General features: G+C 42.5%; 20 protein-coding genes and 1 riboswitch. Of the genes, 17 read left to right on the top strand and 3 right to left on the bottom strand.

Features of this window, described 5'->3' with window-relative positions; genetic code table 11:
- Positions 1-98 precede the first annotated feature (98 nt).
- The 4 genes from ribB (at position 99) to J4N43_RS21875 (ending at position 2,257) form a co-directional block, all read left to right on the top strand.
- Positions 99-755, top strand: a complete 657-nt coding sequence (gene ribB / locus J4N43_RS21860; RefSeq protein WP_005373655.1) for a 3,4-dihydroxy-2-butanone-4-phosphate synthase — start codon at positions 99-101, stop codon at positions 753-755.
- A gap of 104 nt (positions 756-859) precedes the next feature.
- Entirely contained in the window at positions 860-1,405 is a 546-nt protein-coding gene (locus J4N43_RS21865; RefSeq protein ID WP_033906358.1) for a glutathione peroxidase, read from the top strand.
- A gap of 10 nt (positions 1,406-1,415) precedes the next feature.
- On the top strand, positions 1,416-1,859 hold the full coding sequence (locus tag J4N43_RS21870) for a DUF3429 domain-containing protein (protein ID WP_017819861.1): 444 nt from the start codon (positions 1,416-1,418) through the stop codon (positions 1,857-1,859).
- Positions 1,860-2,011: 152 nt separating this feature from the next.
- A complete protein-coding gene (locus J4N43_RS21875) occupies positions 2,012-2,257 on the top strand; it encodes a hypothetical protein (RefSeq protein WP_005373664.1) in 246 nt (81 codons plus the stop codon).
- Between the two features lie 70 nt (positions 2,258-2,327).
- On the opposite strand, the gene J4N43_RS21880 is transcribed toward J4N43_RS21875, so the two are convergent.
- Together J4N43_RS21880 and J4N43_RS21885 are read right to left on the bottom strand one after the other, a co-directional pair.
- Positions 2,328-2,927: a thiol:disulfide interchange protein DsbA/DsbL gene (locus J4N43_RS21880; protein ID WP_005373667.1), complete on the bottom strand. Its 600-nt coding sequence runs from the start codon at positions 2,925-2,927 to the stop codon at positions 2,328-2,330.
- 84 nt (positions 2,928-3,011) lie between these two features.
- A complete protein-coding gene (locus J4N43_RS21885; RefSeq protein ID WP_062731053.1) occupies positions 3,012-3,392 on the bottom strand; it encodes a hypothetical protein in 381 nt (126 codons plus the stop codon).
- Between the two features lie 278 nt (positions 3,393-3,670).
- Here J4N43_RS21885 and J4N43_RS21890 point away from each other — a divergent pair, with 278 nt between their 5' ends.
- The 10 genes from J4N43_RS21890 (at position 3,671) to J4N43_RS21935 (ending at position 12,708) form a co-directional block, all read left to right on the top strand.
- Complete coding sequence (locus J4N43_RS21890; protein WP_053349287.1) at positions 3,671-3,967, top strand: isoamylase early set domain-containing protein; 297 nt, start codon at positions 3,671-3,673, stop codon at positions 3,965-3,967.
- A gap of 213 nt (positions 3,968-4,180) precedes the next feature.
- Entirely contained in the window at positions 4,181-4,894 is a 714-nt protein-coding gene (locus tag J4N43_RS21895) for a response regulator (RefSeq protein ID WP_053349288.1), read from the top strand.
- Positions 4,894-6,192, top strand: coding sequence for an ATP-binding protein (locus J4N43_RS21900; RefSeq protein ID WP_042522686.1), 1,299 nt, complete (start codon positions 4,894-4,896; stop codon positions 6,190-6,192). The genes J4N43_RS21895 and J4N43_RS21900 overlap by 1 nt, the downstream gene beginning before the upstream one ends.
- 119 nt (positions 6,193-6,311) lie before the next feature.
- A complete protein-coding gene (locus tag J4N43_RS21905) occupies positions 6,312-6,704 on the top strand; it encodes a YMGG-like glycine zipper-containing protein (RefSeq protein WP_005373677.1) in 393 nt (130 codons plus the stop codon).
- A gap of 127 nt (positions 6,705-6,831) precedes the next feature.
- Positions 6,832-7,188, top strand: a complete 357-nt coding sequence (locus J4N43_RS21910) for a diacylglycerol kinase (protein WP_017635149.1) — start codon at positions 6,832-6,834, stop codon at positions 7,186-7,188.
- A 21-nt stretch (positions 7,189-7,209) separates the two neighbouring features.
- The gene (locus J4N43_RS21915) at positions 7,210-8,865 is read left to right on the top strand and encodes a phosphoethanolamine transferase (RefSeq protein ID WP_025767952.1); all 1,656 of its coding nucleotides are present in this window, start codon (positions 7,210-7,212) and stop codon (positions 8,863-8,865) included.
- Between the two features lie 123 nt (positions 8,866-8,988).
- Complete coding sequence (locus J4N43_RS21920; RefSeq protein ID WP_053349289.1) at positions 8,989-9,921, top strand: Gfo/Idh/MocA family protein; 933 nt, start codon at positions 8,989-8,991, stop codon at positions 9,919-9,921.
- A 218-nt stretch (positions 9,922-10,139) separates the two neighbouring features.
- Positions 10,140-10,571 carry a YccF domain-containing protein gene (locus J4N43_RS21925; RefSeq protein ID WP_005373685.1) on the top strand — a complete coding sequence of 144 codons (432 nt, stop codon included), beginning with the start codon at positions 10,140-10,142 and terminating at the stop codon, positions 10,569-10,571.
- A gap of 691 nt (positions 10,572-11,262) precedes the next feature.
- The gene (locus J4N43_RS21930; RefSeq protein WP_017635147.1) at positions 11,263-11,601 is read left to right on the top strand and encodes a hypothetical protein; all 339 of its coding nucleotides are present in this window, start codon (positions 11,263-11,265) and stop codon (positions 11,599-11,601) included.
- A gap of 258 nt (positions 11,602-11,859) precedes the next feature.
- Positions 11,860-12,708, top strand: a complete 849-nt coding sequence (locus tag J4N43_RS21935) for a patatin-like phospholipase family protein (protein ID WP_053349290.1) — start codon at positions 11,860-11,862, stop codon at positions 12,706-12,708.
- Positions 12,709-12,850: 142 nt separating this feature from the next.
- Here the strand turns inward: J4N43_RS21935 and J4N43_RS21940 are convergent, their stop codons facing one another.
- Entirely contained in the window at positions 12,851-13,699 is an 849-nt protein-coding gene (locus J4N43_RS21940) for a pirin family protein (RefSeq protein WP_042522691.1), read from the bottom strand.
- 401 nt (positions 13,700-14,100) lie between these two features.
- Between J4N43_RS21940 and cspE the strand changes: the two genes are divergently transcribed.
- From cspE to J4N43_RS21955, 3 genes are all read left to right on the top strand, one after another.
- Positions 14,101-14,310: a transcription antiterminator/RNA stability regulator CspE gene (gene cspE, locus J4N43_RS21945; protein WP_005373691.1), complete on the top strand. Its 210-nt coding sequence runs from the start codon at positions 14,101-14,103 to the stop codon at positions 14,308-14,310.
- A 240-nt stretch (positions 14,311-14,550) separates the two neighbouring features.
- Positions 14,551-14,760 carry a hypothetical protein gene (locus J4N43_RS21950; RefSeq protein WP_005373692.1) on the top strand — a complete coding sequence of 70 codons (210 nt, stop codon included), beginning with the start codon at positions 14,551-14,553 and terminating at the stop codon, positions 14,758-14,760.
- Between the two features lie 50 nt (positions 14,761-14,810).
- Positions 14,811-14,951 carry a PA3496 family putative envelope integrity protein gene (locus J4N43_RS21955; protein ID WP_017633782.1) on the top strand — a complete coding sequence of 47 codons (141 nt, stop codon included), beginning with the start codon at positions 14,811-14,813 and terminating at the stop codon, positions 14,949-14,951.
- Between the two features lie 238 nt (positions 14,952-15,189).
- Positions 15,190-15,289, top strand: a riboswitch (purine riboswitch).
- The last annotated feature ends 44 nt before the right edge of the window (positions 15,290-15,333 follow it).

Genomic DNA, 15,333 nt, shown 5'->3' on the forward strand with positions numbered 1-15,333 from the left:
GAGTCAGATCGCTAAGAATGCTGGTGCACTTCTTTTTGATCGTATTTTACGGCGATCTCTCATACCGCCCTGATTCTGGTGAAATTTAGGAGTTAACCATGAATCAGTCATCACTACTTGCCGAATTCGGCGACCCAATTACTCGCGTTGAAAACGCACTTATCGCTTTAAAAGAAGGCCGTGGCGTACTGCTTCTTGATGATGAAGATCGCGAAAACGAAGGCGATATCATTTATTCAGTCGAGCACCTCACTAACGAGCAAATGGCATTGATGATCCGCGAATGTAGCGGCATCGTTTGTTTGTGCTTAACAGATGCTCAAGCAGACAAACTGGAACTGCCTCCTATGGTGGTAAACAACAACAGCGCAAACCAAACCGCATTTACGGTTTCTATTGAAGCGAAAGTTGGTGTAACAACGGGTGTTTCAGCAGCAGACCGCGTAACGACCATTAAAACGGCGGCAAACCCGCACGCAAAACCGGAAGATCTTGCTCGCCCGGGTCACGTATTCCCTCTGCGCGCACGTCCAGGTGGTGTAATGACTCGCCGTGGTCACACAGAAGGTACGATTGATCTGATGCAAATGGCAGGGCTTCAGCCCGCTGGCGTACTGTGTGAAGTGACCAATCCAGATGGCACGATGGCAAAGGCACCGGAGATCGTAGCATTCGGTCGCCTGCACAACATGCCAGTACTGACGATTGAAGACATGGTAATGTACCTGAACCAGTTCGAGTTGAAACTGGCATAGTCAGATCTCAGCTCTTGAAAAAGCCGCGCATTTGTGCGGCTTTTTTGATCGATCCCCTTTGCACTTGAGTAGTTATACTTATTGAAAACAAGGGGAACAACACCATGAAAGGATTACTGAAACTCGCCGCTCTCGTTAGCTTTCTCTCCATGAATTCGCTTGCTCTTGCATCTGAGTGCCCTGATATTCTTCAAGGTAAGCAACGGTTGTTAAACTCAACGGAAGAAGTCGATCTATGCGAAAGCTTTAAGGGAAAGACACTACTAGTCGTCAATACAGCAAGCCAGTGCGGCTTCACTCCTCAGTTCGAACAGTTAGAAACCCTCTATCAAACTTACAAAGACCAAAACTTCACCGTTATCGGTTTCCCGAGTAATGACTTTCGACAAGATAGAGGAAGCGAAACAAACACAGCGAAAGTCTGTTATCTCGATTACGGGGTAACCTTTCCAATGATGGCTCGCTCTTCAGTATTAGGTGTAGATGCGAACCCAGTCTTCAACCAGATTACTAACCAAGCAGGCATAAAACCAAAATGGAACTTCTACAAGTTTCTAATTAGCTCTGAAGGTAAAGTTATTGCTACTTTTCCAAGCTCCACATCACCGACAAGTACTACGCTTACCAATATGATAGAGCAACAATTATAAGGTGACGACCATGACAACACGCTCAACCATGCTACAACTCGGTTACTTAGGCCTGGTTCCATTTGTGTTTAGTTTAGGGCTGATTTTCACTGACATCTCACTCTTCAATTTAAGTGGTCAGCAATTTTTCATCGCATATAGCGCCGTTATATTAAGTTTTTTATCCGGCATCCTTTGGGGTAATGGCATTGAGCATTACTACCATCGCCTTAGCCGAAATGTATTAATTCTCAGCAACCTTTTTGTCTTACTGGCTTGGGGCGCATTACTGCAGGGCCACAAACATTACGCAGTCGCAACCCTACTCTTAGCAATTGGGTACCTTGCTGTTTGGTATGCAGAAAAGCTCGTGAGGAAAGTCGAACAAGACGCCGAGCCCAAGGGATATCAAGGAATGAGGAGCAAACTGACCTTCGGCGTAATCGTAATGCACGGATTGGCTTTAGTTTCATAACCTGGTCTGTCCAGTACTAAGCTCACAAAAAAACGTCTTTTTATAAAACAATGTTCATTTCGTGAATGCACACATATTTTGAACACTGTTTTGTTTCATTTATGAATCAATCCACATATAAGTAATTCAAAGCATTCACAAAGGATATGAATATGTTTTTTCGCAAACTTTTGTTTAGCACTGCGATGATCAATGCAACGACAGGTTGCGTGTCTTACCAGGCACAACAAGCCGCCGCTCAAACAGTAAATAATACAGGTGCTGTGCTTACCAATGTGATTAAAACTACGATTGCTCAGCCATGTAATGTTGCAATCACTGCTGCTAGCTTGTTTTATCCGCATGCCATATTTATGACTAGTGTTCCGACTCAAGCATGTACAAGCGTTCTTAGATAATACGAGTGTGATAAGCATAAAAAATGGCGACTCTACCGTCGCCATTTTTAAGCATCAATGCTATTTACAGTTACAGCGTCAATAAGTAATTAACTAATTGATTGTACTCGTCGTAAGTACGAATTTCGTTGGCCAAAACAATGTATTTATTGTTCACAACCACACCCGGAACCCCTCTTAACGTGCTGGCAGAGAATTGCTTATCAAAACCTTTCTGCATTGAGTTTACGGCGAAACTGTTGTAAGCCGCATCAAACTTCTTACCTTCTACGCCATTATCAACGAAGAGTTGTTTCAGCTCAGCTTCGTCTTTTGGCGCTTGTCGCTTTTGATGAATTTGGGCAAACATGGCAGGAATCATTGTATCTTCAACCCCGAGCGACACCATCGTCGCGTAGGACTTGGCCATCGGAATCGCCATATCTCCGCCCATGAACCCCACATGTACCTTTTCAAACTTTGCCTCTTTTGGCAGAGCAGGTTTTAAACGCTCAATAAGCGACTCAAACTTGTAGCAATGTGGGCAATAAAAAGAAAAGAATTCCGTCACAACAGGTTTCGATGCTTTCTTAACATCCAGAACTTTGTAGTGCTTCCCTTCTTCAAATTGCGCTGCATGAGCGGTAAAAGTCAGTAAAAGTGCACTACATAAGGCAAGTAGTTTTTTCATTGTTTATTTCCTTGTGGCATTCAAATGCCAAATCATTTCATTTGGTAAAAAGGGGGGAAACCCCAAGTAATTTGAGATGAGGAATTAAACAATCGGAGGACGATAAAGCTTGGTGATCACTGTCACTACTTTTTCGACTAGAGGCCTATCAATCAAGGCAAGGCTATAAGGAAGAAGCAGTAAGTCGTTTTGAGATAAGTTGGCGGGAATTTTGACCATGCAGGAAGAGCTACAACTCGTGTGAGATTGTTGTGCCTTATTGATGGCTGACTCATCGTGATGTGATTCTACGCAGTCGTCATTGACGCCAAGTTGTTTGTGCAGAGCAGCCTGTTGAACAATAAGATCGCGTACTTCAATTGTTTTCATCGGAGCGGAAGCCTGCGCCACAGGAGCGACACTACTCAAAAGCATAGCAACTAAGCAAACTATCGCAGTGAACAATGTACGGTTAAACTTCAACATAGCTACATCAAGGAAAATGGTGATTTAAGATAATACATGATAACGGTTTGACTTCAAGATACGGACTCTCGGCTCGCTAACAAACTCTGTTCTTTGACTATTTTAGGCTAGTGAATTTTCTCTCTAACGCTCCCTCAGTACACGAAACCAGCACAACGAGCTATTCACCGTTCGGATACTCCCCTCATCAGATACCAGCAACAATTCGATAAAACTTGAAATCATTATGAAACACGAGTAATAGTTAGGACAGTTTTTGTACGAACAAGGAAAGATCAATGCTTAAAAAAAGATTCTTTAAGACAAAAGATGAAGTCGAAGTCACGTTCGAGCTAGATAAAGATCAGTGGGACTCTGTCCAAATTGCTGGAGACTTCAACAACTGGCAGCCAGAACCGATGAAATTAGTGAAGAAAAGTCGTCAGTTTAAATTTAAAACCCGCTTACCTAAAGCGCGGAATGTTCAGTTCCGTTACTTGCTCGATGACGCGAAGTGGGAAAATGACCCACAAGCTGATGCTTACGTTCCAAATGCATTTGGCAGCGACAACAGCGTCGTATGTACCACCGAATAAGCGGTAATTTCGCTTTAAGATTCCATACCTAGGCGCAAACGTTGCGCCTTTTTACATCTCTCGAAATGTGATTGGTGATTAGATTTAAATCATTAATTGGCAATTTTATCCAATTAACTCATCCGATAACCTTATTCTGAGAAAGCTTTATTTGAAATAATTCGTAAATTTGTTTAAGTTCCATTGATATTAAATATTGTATACATCACTTAAATGAACGCACAACAAATCAAACCATCTCTAATCATTGTGGAAGACGATCCCAAATTACAAACTATGTTGGGAGAGTATTTTGTTGAACAAGGTTTTCAGGTCAAATGTATCGACAATGGGACGGACGCACCTCATGCGATTATTGACACACAACCAGACGTGGTGCTGTTAGATTTGATGCTACCCGGGCAAGATGGTCTGAGTGTATGTCGTCAAATCCGAGAATGCTACAAAGGCAAAGTGTTGATGCTGACAGCAAGTGATGATGACTTCGATCATGTCGCCGCATTAGAAATAGGCGCAGATGACTTTGTTACTAAACCCATCAAACCTCGCGTATTGCTGGCTCGTATTCGCATGCTATTAAGAAGAAAAGAGGCGGCGCCTACCGAGTCCGAAAACGGCCTACAAATTGGTGTTCTGTGTTTAAACCGATTGCGTAAATCGTGCGTAATGAACCAAGAAGAAATTGCGCTGACAGACGGCGAGTTCGATTTGTTGTGGGTTCTTGCAACGCATGCTGAAAAAACACTATCACGTGAGTGGCTGACCAAAACACTGCGTGGTATTGAATACGATGGAACAGACCGCACCATTGATAATCGCATAGTGACACTGAGAAAGAAGCTAGGCGATGCTTCTTGCTCACCACAAAAAATCATTACCGTTCGCGGCAAAGGCTACCTATTTATGCCTGATGCATGGAATGAATAATGAGACGGATTTATCTGGAAAGCTTTGTTGGCCTTATCATTCTGTTTATGGCTAGCTTGTGGGGATACGAGTTCTTAGTTTATGAGATCAACACAGATTATGACTACCTGTTACAAGAGCATGAGGGTCAAGCTTTTCACGATCTGATCTACCCTATCTATAAAGAACACGGATTAGAATATACTCAACAACAGTTGGAACAATTTGCCACATCAAGCCATCGTTTGTTGGTGCCTCATACGCTTGAAGAGCTTCCAACAGACATCAAAAAGGCGTTTGAAAATGATACCTCCGTTAACGTCGCTTACGATGAAGAAAGGGATATCTGGTTCCGCCTAGATGCGAGCACGCCTATCTTTAAAATGAGCGATAATCCGAATAGCCCTGTGGTTAAAGCTGCCAACTTTGATGACAATATCGTTTGGTTGTTCTTTTTAGCTGGATTTGCTCTGTATTGCATATTGTTGATCTGGTTCTTAAGCCGTCGGATTCGAGAGCTAGAGAGAGTGACCGTTGAGTTTGCCTCAGGTAACTTCAAGGCTCGAGCTAGTACCTCAAGCGCTAAGTCTGTTGGGACGTTAAACAAAAGCTTTAACACGATGGCCGATAAAGTATCTCGCTTGATCACTAGCAATAAAATGCTAACTAACGCCGTTGCACATGAATTGCGTACCCCAATCTTCCGCTTACAATGGCAAGCAGATTTGTTATCGGATTCAACCTTAACTGAACAACAGAAAAAGTATGTTTACAGTATCGTCGAAGACATTGACGAGATGGAAGAAATGGTTGAAGAATTGCTTTACTACGCAAAGATGGAGCGTCCTGACACAGCATTACAAACTCAAGAAGAAGTCGTCCTATTCAACTTAGTCAAAGAATTACGACAGAGATGGCAAAAAGAGACTACGCTCGCTATCTCGCTTCAAGAAGTAAACTCAGAAAACGTTCTCGCGTTTGCTGACCCAAAATTGTTAAAGCGAGCCTTAGATAACTTGCTGCGCAATGCAATGCGGTACGCAGATAAGCAGATTTTAGTGGAGATAAAACACGATCAGCACCGCTGCTTCATCAATGTTCATGATGATGGCATAGGTATTGAAGAAAAGCATTGGCCTCATCTATTCGAACCATTTTACAGCGCGGATGAATCTCGCAACAAAAAGACGAGCGGGTTTGGGCTCGGTTTGGCGATTGTCAGACAGATAATGGAGCTTCAACGTGGAGAAGTTTCGATTTGCCATAGCCCACTTGGAGGAGCTTGCTTCACACTTAGCCTCAAAAAATCAGACAGTTAACTTAACCTTCCTACCCCGTTTACAGAAGACGACACTTCAATACACTCAAGCGACAGAGCCCAACAATAAAACAGTGTACATTTAATCCATAAGATTCACACACTAAATGGATAGTACTCATGTATAAATCTTTTATCCTGATTATGGCGCTTACTTCTACGCTTACAGCTTGCGCCTACAACCAAAAACCTGTCGTCGACATGACCAATGTTGACCCTAGTACATATGAACAAGACTTTCTTTACTGCCAAGGCTATGCAGAAAATGTCGACAAATCAGAGGCAGCGAAATCTGAAGCCACTAATGGGGCAGTTACAGGCGCATTGATCGGCGCAGCTGCTGGTGCGCTAGAAGACGGATTAGGTGGAGCGGCTGTCGGTGCTGCTGCCGGCGGTGCTGTAGGAGCTGGAGCTGGTGCTTTGAGTGGAACAAATGATTCAACCAAAACCCAATCTCTCGTATTGCGTAAATGTCTCCAGAACAAAGGCTATACCGTCTACGATCTTGATTAAATAAGCACTTTTCTTAAATTATCGCGCGATGGATTCTATTCACAAATGTTTCACGCTGTAACGATTAATCTCGTTACCTCTCTGGGATATGTGTTCCATCCCAATGCTTAAATAGTAAGGTCATATTTTGAAGCCAGGTAAAACAGGTATACGCCGTGTCATGGATGCGACCGGCTATTCATTTCAAGGATTGAAAGCCGCATGGACACACGAAGCCGCTTTTAGACAAGAATTGATTCTCGCCTTGGTGCTTTCCGTCTGTGCTTTTTTCCTTCCTGTCACCACATACGAAAGAGTGCTGATGATCAGTAGCCTGTTCTTGGTATTGATCGTCGAACTCATTAATTCCGCCGTAGAAGCGGTTGTCGACCGTGTTAGCGATGACTGGCACGAGCTCAGTGGCAGAGCCAAAGATATTGGCTCAGCAGCAGTATTTGTTGCGTTAACTCTTGCCCTTTTTATTTGGGCTTCGTTCTTGCTCTAATTTTTATTCAAGACACTCATTATGAAGACACATGATTTACAACAGAGAGGTATCTCTTACGTTACCTTTACTTTCCTGTTGGCGCTGTATTTCGCGCTCGTCGTAAATATCCCTATTTATAAAGAACTGATCGGCATCTTTACACACTTAGATAATGTTAAGATTGGATTTATTATCACAATACCAATTTTCTTTCTTGCCGCGCTCAATTTCCTTTTTAATTTATTTAGTTGGCCTTGGATCGGCAAGCCGTTCTTTATAATTTTAATCATTGTTTCAAGTATGGTGAGCTACGCAAGCTATAACTATGGCACACTTTTCGATTCTGGAATGATTGCCAATATTGTTGAAACCGATTCGAGCGAGGCGAGTTCTTACCTGAGTGCTCACTCTGTAATTTGGACGCTGATTATGGGAGTTATCCCAGCGATAATTGTCTTTAAGGTCAAGCTGCAATCTCAACGTCACCAATTACTGTACTTCTCTGTTACCAAATTAGTATCGATGCTGTCGTCGCTAGCTGTCATCGCCGTCATTGCCAGCGTGTACTATCAAGACTACGCATCTGTAGGGCGCAACAATAGCCACCTAAAAAAAATCATCATACCCACCCAGTTCGTTTACAGCGCGACCGGGTATGTGAAGGAGAAATATTTCACCACGCCAGAGCCATATCGAGAAATCGGCACAGATGCAAAGCAGTCAGATAGCGCCGTACAGCAAGCACAGCGCAAACCAACACTACTGGTTTTTGTCGTAGGAGAAACCGCTCGAACGCAGAACTACCAACTCAATGGCTATACACGAGAGACAAACCCTTATACTAGTAAATTGGATGTTATCTCATTTCAAGACGTCGCATCTTGTGGCACCGCGACTGCTGTATCTGTGCCTTGTATGTTTTCACAGCTCACGCGAAACGAGTTTGAACGCACCAAAGCGGATAACCAGGACAATGCTCTCGATATAATGCTGCGCGCTGGGGTTGACCTCATTTGGAAAGAAAATGACGGTGGGGATAAAGAAGTAGCCCACAAGATCAAGAAAATTGAAGTGGATCGAAAGCAAGTAAGCCCTATGTGTAATGGCCAAACTTGTTACGACATGGCGCTATTAGATCATTTTGATCAGGAAGTCGCGGATATGCACGGTAACCGAGTGGTCGCCATGCACCTTATAGGAAGCCACGGTCCGACCTACTTTCAGCGTTACCCAAGAGACAACGCCTTCTTTAAACCAGACTGTCCACGTGCAGATATCGAAAATTGTAGCATCGAACAAATAGTGAACACATATGACAATACAATACGCTACACCGATCTTGTATTGGCAGAAACCATCAAAAAACTTAAAGCGTTAGAGTCTGAGTATAATACTGCGCTAATTTACATATCGGATCACGGTGAGTCACTAGGCGAAAACGGATTGTTCTTACATGGTATGCCTTATGGCCTTGCACCAGATTTCCAAAAACGCGTTCCTTTGATTATGTGGCTGTCTTCGGGCTTTAAACAAGCGAAGCAGATCAATACCGACTGTTTGTATAAACAAGCACAGAATGCAGGCCAATACTCACATGATAACGTGTTCCACTCTTTATTAGGCATTATGGATGTACAAACTCAAGCCTACGATAGCAAGTTAGATATATTCAAAGCCTGCCGAGCCGTTTCCTAAATCATTCAATAAAGCCTGGCTCAAAGTGTGAATCAGGCTTTTTCTAACAAGGTATTTAAACTCATCGCCGCGCCAAGCGTTATACTGACAGTCCGCGATCCATACATCGAGATAAGGACTAGGATGAAAATTGGTATTATTGGTCTAGGGGATATCGCTCAGAAAGCATACCTTCCTGTTATCACTCAGCTTCCAAATATCGAACTTGTATTTTGTACCCGCAACCCAAACACACTTGAGAGCCTGGCTAAGCAGTATCGAATCTCAGAGATCTGCCAGGACTACCAACAACTTCTGCACTTTGGCGTCGATGCCGTCATGATTCATGCGGCAACAAGCGTACACCCTCAAATAGCGGCATTTTTTCTGCAGCATGGAATTCCAACCTTTGTCGACAAACCATTAGCGAACAGTGCTGATGACGTGGAAAAGCTGTACGACATTGCCGCAAAAGAGAGACAGCCACTCTATGTGGGCTTTAACCGTCGTCACATTCCACTTTACAACCAACATATGCCACAAGTGCAGCAAGGCAACATATCTGACTTAAAGTCGCTACGCTGGGAAAAGAACCGTCACCAACTACCGGGGGATGTTCGTACCTTTATATTTGATGATTTTATTCACCCATTAGACAGCGTTAACGTCACAGCCAAAGCCGATCTAAAAGATGCTTATGTAACTCATCAACTTGAAGGTAGTCAGTTGGCGCGTTTAGATATTCAGTGGCAACATGGAGATACTTTGCTCCACGCCTCGATGAATCGCCACTTCGGTATCACTACAGAGCGCGTTCAAGCTTGTTATGCAAACAAGGCAGTTGAGTTCGACTCCTTCGTTGAAGGCAAACTATGGCAAGCTAACCAAGAGCAAAAAATCAATTTGAAAGACTGGACGCCAATGCTGACGAGTAAAGGTTTCCATTCGATGTTGCTCGATTGGTTTGGCGTCGTTGAGTCTGGAAATATTGCTGATGAAGTAGTAACACGCAACATTGCCAGCCATCGATTGGCAGAGCAAATTTGTCAATATATCGAGAAAGTTGTCTCTAGATAATGCGATTCTTGGCTATATGCTTGATTGAGTATTACGCTCTATACTAAAAAGACTTGCCTTAAGGAAGGCATTCATTCTCTGTTAAGACTACTGCGATTATTCTATCAATCAGGTGAATGAGGGCACAAAAGCACACATCGACAAAACAGACGGTTTAGATTTGTTTTACGGTGCTCTCAGGTATCTGAATCATCACATTCAAGAATAAAGGAAATAGAATGAGAACACTTGGTAACATCATTTGGTTTGTATTTGGTGGCGTATTTATGGGGTTGCTATGGTGGTTTTTTGGTATTTTGGCCTTTATTAGCATCATCGGAATACCTTGGGGGCGTGCGTGTATCGTTATGGGTAATTTTTCCTTTTTCCCATTCGGTAAAGAGGCCATCTCACGCGATGAATTGACCAATGAAATGGACATTGGCACGAGTCCGCTCGGCGTTATTGGTAACGTCCTTTGGTTTGTATTTGCAGGCCTTTGGTTGGCTATCGGTCACGTACTTTCTGCCGCAGCATGCTTTGTCACCATAATCGGCATTCCGTTTGCGCTCCAACACCTCAAGCTAGCGGTTATTTCACTCGCACCAATTGGTAAAACGGTTGTATCGTCAGAAGAAGCTGCAATGGCTCGATATAACATCAATCGTTAGCGATCGGCTAATGCACTTTCTATCCTCTGGGCAGTCATGCTCAGAGGGTAACGCCCGTCAAAAGTAAGCCTATAATCGCTATCGCATATTCAATAATGGCTGATTGTATATTCATACCGTCACCTTTACGTTGAAGTTTATCCTAGCTCAGCACTGCTTTACTTTTATAATTAATTAATACGCCCAATCGAGTTCAAGATGCTAGACTCATAGCTTCGTCACTGACTCAAACTCCAAGAACGACGTAACGAAAAAGCGAGCTATCCTATGCTCGAAATATGGGTTCTTTCCCCCCTCGAAGTAGAGTTCAACAACAAAAAGACGAACTATAATCATAGCCAAAATTAATGCTTTTCGACCTAAAATATCTCACATCAATCAAAGAAAGCTTCTAAGATTTTCTCTTTTTGAGTAAATATAGAGAGTTACAGTAGCGAAATTCTTCTCGGTAAAACTCCCCACTCAATCTCATGATCAGTTTTTTTAAAAAACAACAAAAATTCGTTGTTATCTAGAGTAATTATTTTATTTGTCGCAGAGCAATTCCATCAATATCATTTGCGACATCGGAGTGCTAGAGCATTGAACTTTTTAGCATTTATCACAGGTATAGAACGTAAAAAACCTTTTATTACTTATTTTTCTTTTTACATATGTTCTAACTCAACGTCTATTCAGACAGGAATATACCGTGGATAAATATCAAGCAGCTTATGCTAAGCGTCTAGAGAAACTAAATGGGGATCCATCTCCTAAAACGATAGCCCGCCTTTCGGCTTGGGATGCGTTTTTTAACAAGGAGTACGAGCTCCAAGACTTGGAATACCAACTATCGGACGCAGCGCACCAGCACTATGAACAGTCGCATGCGAAGAGCGACATTAGCTTCAAAGAATTCAAACGAGCGTTTTATAATGAATCCATCAAAATTTACAATTTAACGGATGGCGCTTCTATCCAGAAAGTATTCACCCCATTACTTTTGCTTACAACGCTCTGGATAGTGTTTGTATGCCTATTTAACAAGTGATCATCAAACTATTCCAACAACGATCAGTATGGGACTACAGGTATGGCTCTATGTAAGGGGGCTAGTCGGCTCGGCTCTCCTTCACTAAATTAGCGACTCAATTACCCGCAATTCCATAGGCTAAAAGTGACAAGGGCATCCATCGATGCCCTTTTTATTCAAAGGAACGCAACCTAGACCTTTGGCCCACTTGGGTATAAAACCATTATGCGTTAAGCTGCACGCTATTATCCGATTGATAAAGAGTGGAGCGAAGTGATGGAAAAAGTAGGCTCTCGAGCATTGATTGTCGAAGGTGGAGCCATGCGAGGCGTATTTTCATGCGGCATACTCGATCATTTTCTTGCTAGCGAGTTCTCTCCATTTGATAGCTTTTGGGGAGTGTCTGCGGGTGCTAGCAACTTGGCTGCCTACTTAGCTAAAATGCCCGGACGTAACTTAAAAATCTACCTCGATTACAGCTTAAGAAAAGAATTTATCTCTCCATCTCAACTTCTACGTGGTGGTGATATGATGAACTTAGACTGGATGTGGAATGTCACCCTCGAAGAACTTGGCATCGATAAATCTGCGCTCAAAGCTGATTCACGACCTTTCTTTTTAGGCGTGACGCGTCAAGACAATGGGCAAGCGGAGTACCACCTTCCTGATATCGACAACTTGGCAGAAACAATGAAAGCCAGCAGCGCACTGCCTGTACTTTACCGAAATGGCGTATCACTGAACGGAATTCAATACGTTGATGGTGGCGTCTCAGACGCACTTCCTGTTGCAGAAGCAATAAAGCGAGGAGCCAAAAAGATTATGGTTTTACGCAGTCAGCCCGCAAGCTATCAAAAGCCAAGAGGAAAATTCAGCGCCCTAACTAGGAGGATGTTGAAAGAAACGCCCGGATTAATTGAACCTATGTTGACACGTGAAGTTCGCTACAATCAGACCTTAGCGCTGATCAACAACCCACCACCTGGTATCGAAATCATTCAAGTGTGTCCTCCTGAAACATTCAAGTTGAAACGGCTGAGTCGATCGCCAGCACCACTGCGTCATGCTTATGAGTTAGGAATTGAAGCAGGAAAGGAAGCCATCATACGATGGAGTCAGAAGTAGAAAAAAGCCACGTGGATTAAACGTGGCTAACGCAAATTCGATGGCAGTGGATTATCGTATTTGCTTCTGGTCGAGCCCAATATTCAGGCTCAAAACTGTTTTAATTTGCTCGCTAACTGAAAAAGCGAGTAGGCTGTCAAAACTAGTAAGTTTCAAATAACCCAGAGTTGTAGTCTTGGATAGCTTGTTCTATCTCTTCCATGCTATTCATGACAAAAGGGCCATAATGCACCACGGGTTCATTAATTGGCTCACCAATAAAGATCAGTGCACCACTCTCTTTTTCGGCCTGCAATTCAACCCATTCACCTTTCGATAAAATGGCCATTTCGCCTTGATTGATCTCACGACCTTTTAATTGAATACGACCTTTATAGACATAGAGCATCATGTTGTTGTCTTGATCCGTGTTCAAATTCAAAGCTTGACCACCCATCGCTCTCCAATCGGCTACCGTGGCAGCAACACCTGTCTCTGTTAGCGGCCCCTGAATTCGTTCGTTGTTTATAGTCATATGACCCGCAATCAAACGTACAACCCCCGTATTCGGAGTATCAAACTCAGTGATCGTTTCAGGTTGAAAGTCATGATATTGAGCTGGCTGCATCTTATTTTTCGCAGGCTGGTTAATCCAAATTTGGAAACCATGCAGTTCGCCTTCCTTCATAATAGGCATTTCGCTATGGATGACGCCTCTTCCTGCCGCCATCCACTGTGCACCACCGGAACGAAGCTCGCCAACATTATCCATATGATCACGATGCTGGAAATGACCTTTCAACATATAAGTAAGCGTCTCGATACCGCGGTGCGGATGCGGAGGGAAACCGCCGATATAGTCAGCACGGTCTTCTGATTTGAGTTCATCCATCATCAAAAATGGAGAAAAGCTAGCATGATTGAAACCCGCTACTCGGCGAATTTTCACTCCATCACCATCAGCAGTAGGTTGCGCAGGAATAAGCTGACGAATGTCTCTGAATGTACTCATACTAGTTCTCCTAGTTTATCTTTGTGACCGCTTGCAAATCGCATGTTCAATCTATGGCTATCGATAAGGTTCTATTTTAGGTTGATGAGCTAAAATTATGAGCCATACTATTCGTTCTACTTATTCAACTTTTTCGAACAATACAATTTATCGAGTTAATAATGAGCACATTTAATTTATCTAAAATAAATGTAGCTATTTTCTAAACAAGGTGTATAGTGTGCCTTGGCTCTTAGAAGAGAGCTGTTAATGCAACATTTAGTTTAAGTTTCCTCTCAGTAAAATCTTGAATCCCCAATTCAGACACCTGCGTACAACTTCCTCTTGATTGAACATTCAATAGCTTAGAAAAGATCCACAAAACAAATCATAATTTTAATGTTTAATTCAAAGGTATTTTTATGTCTAAAGTAACTGGTTCAGTAAAATGGTTTAACGAAACTAAAGGCTTCGGTTTTCTATCTCAAGACAACGGCGGCCAAGATGTATTCGTACACTTTAACGCTATCGTTTCTGACGGTTTCAAAACACTGACTGAAGGTCAGAAAGTAAGCTTCAATGTAGAGCAAGGTAAAAAAGGTCCTCAAGCGACTGAAGTAACTCCTCTATAAGACTGCTTTTCTTGGTGTAGCATGCCCATGCTGCACCAAACCTCTCTCCTTCAAAAATATTCTTTCATCAATCACTCAACCTAATTTTAGGCATTGCTTTGTGCTATCTAAAATAAACTGAATAGTACTGCTTAATTTATTATTTATAGAAAAAATCATGTCCTCAAAAAGAACTGGCCGTCAAAGGCATTGGTATCAATTACTTAACAAAGAGAAAATCACTAAAAAACAGGAGAATAAATGTTAGAAATTGAATTTAATTTAGAACAACCTCAAACCTCTTGGAACGCTAAAATACATCAATTAAATGGTGATATTTTACGAAGGCACGTATTACCGAAACTTCTTTCTCATAGCTTCATGATCGATTTTGAATATTGTGAGAAAACGCAATCTGGAACTATTCTCTGTGATTCAGGTTCAAAGTTAGGAAGTTTTACTGTTAACTGATTCAGTTTTCATGCATTAATGGATAATGCAACTAATTTGGAAGGTATCCAATGGCTAGAAAAAGTAAGAAGCAGTCAGAAAAAGACAAAAAAGAGTCTGAACAAAACGCGGCGGCGGTAAAGCAGAAAACTCGACGCCGCATAGAAGACATTATGGAACAAAGAGAATTTGATAAGTTATTCGATCTATAAATGCTCTCTAGTGCTTTCTCTGCCTTTATCGTTGTGCAAGGTACCGCCACCTACCTTTGCTCAAACGAATCTCCACTCTTTTAGACTACTCTTCTAATTACACGTGCCTCTCACACACGCAAAAACAACTGGCTCCTCTATACTCAAGTGGACTTGCAAATAGTCGTTTCGCTCACAGGAAAACCCGTGACTAATGACAGTTAGGTTATTTGCGTATAGCCAAAGCGATATTTTTGCGTATAATCCCTCTCGTTTGCTTCGTATAACCCCAATGATATGGTTTGGGGGTCTCTACCAGTTCCCGCAAAGTGCTGATTACGAAGAGTTGAGATCATCGTGGGTCTTACTCTTTGTGATAGCGTTCGATTTATTTCTATCTATA

The organism is Vibrio sp. SCSIO 43009 (genome assembly GCF_023716525.1).
Lineage (GTDB): Bacteria > Pseudomonadota > Gammaproteobacteria > Enterobacterales > Vibrionaceae > Vibrio > Vibrio alginolyticus.

Excerpts from the sequence above, each read along its gene's own strand:
- J4N43_RS21900 (WP_042522686.1), top strand. The coding sequence starts at position 4,894 with ATGAGACGGATTTATCTGGAAAGCTTTGTTGGCCTTATCATTCTGTTT.
- J4N43_RS21870 (WP_017819861.1), top strand. The coding sequence starts at position 1,416 with ATGACAACACGCTCAACCATGCTACAACTCGGTTACTTAGGCCTGGTT.
- cspE (WP_005373691.1), top strand. The coding sequence starts at position 14,101 with ATGTCTAAAGTAACTGGTTCAGTAAAATGGTTTAACGAAACTAAAGGC.
- J4N43_RS21885 (WP_062731053.1), bottom strand. The coding sequence starts at position 3,392 with ATGTTGAAGTTTAACCGTACATTGTTCACTGCGATAGTTTGCTTAGTT.
- J4N43_RS21915 (WP_025767952.1), top strand. The coding sequence starts at position 7,210 with ATGAAGACACATGATTTACAACAGAGAGGTATCTCTTACGTTACCTTT.
- J4N43_RS21905 (WP_005373677.1), top strand. The coding sequence starts at position 6,312 with ATGTATAAATCTTTTATCCTGATTATGGCGCTTACTTCTACGCTTACA.
- J4N43_RS21875 (WP_005373664.1), top strand. The coding sequence starts at position 2,012 with ATGTTTTTTCGCAAACTTTTGTTTAGCACTGCGATGATCAATGCAACG.
- J4N43_RS21950 (WP_005373692.1), top strand. The coding sequence starts at position 14,551 with ATGTTAGAAATTGAATTTAATTTAGAACAACCTCAAACCTCTTGGAAC.
- J4N43_RS21865 (WP_033906358.1), top strand. The coding sequence starts at position 860 with ATGAAAGGATTACTGAAACTCGCCGCTCTCGTTAGCTTTCTCTCCATG.
- J4N43_RS21920 (WP_053349289.1), top strand. The coding sequence starts at position 8,989 with ATGAAAATTGGTATTATTGGTCTAGGGGATATCGCTCAGAAAGCATAC.
- J4N43_RS21940 (WP_042522691.1), bottom strand. The coding sequence starts at position 13,699 with ATGAGTACATTCAGAGACATTCGTCAGCTTATTCCTGCGCAACCTACT.
- J4N43_RS21925 (WP_005373685.1), top strand. The coding sequence starts at position 10,140 with ATGAGAACACTTGGTAACATCATTTGGTTTGTATTTGGTGGCGTATTT.
- J4N43_RS21935 (WP_053349290.1), top strand. The coding sequence starts at position 11,860 with ATGGAAAAAGTAGGCTCTCGAGCATTGATTGTCGAAGGTGGAGCCATG.
- J4N43_RS21955 (WP_017633782.1), top strand. The coding sequence starts at position 14,811 with ATGGCTAGAAAAAGTAAGAAGCAGTCAGAAAAAGACAAAAAAGAGTCT.
- J4N43_RS21890 (WP_053349287.1), top strand. The coding sequence starts at position 3,671 with ATGCTTAAAAAAAGATTCTTTAAGACAAAAGATGAAGTCGAAGTCACG.
- J4N43_RS21895 (WP_053349288.1), top strand. The coding sequence starts at position 4,181 with ATGAACGCACAACAAATCAAACCATCTCTAATCATTGTGGAAGACGAT.
- ribB (WP_005373655.1), top strand. The coding sequence starts at position 99 with ATGAATCAGTCATCACTACTTGCCGAATTCGGCGACCCAATTACTCGC.
- J4N43_RS21880 (WP_005373667.1), bottom strand. The coding sequence starts at position 2,927 with ATGAAAAAACTACTTGCCTTATGTAGTGCACTTTTACTGACTTTTACC.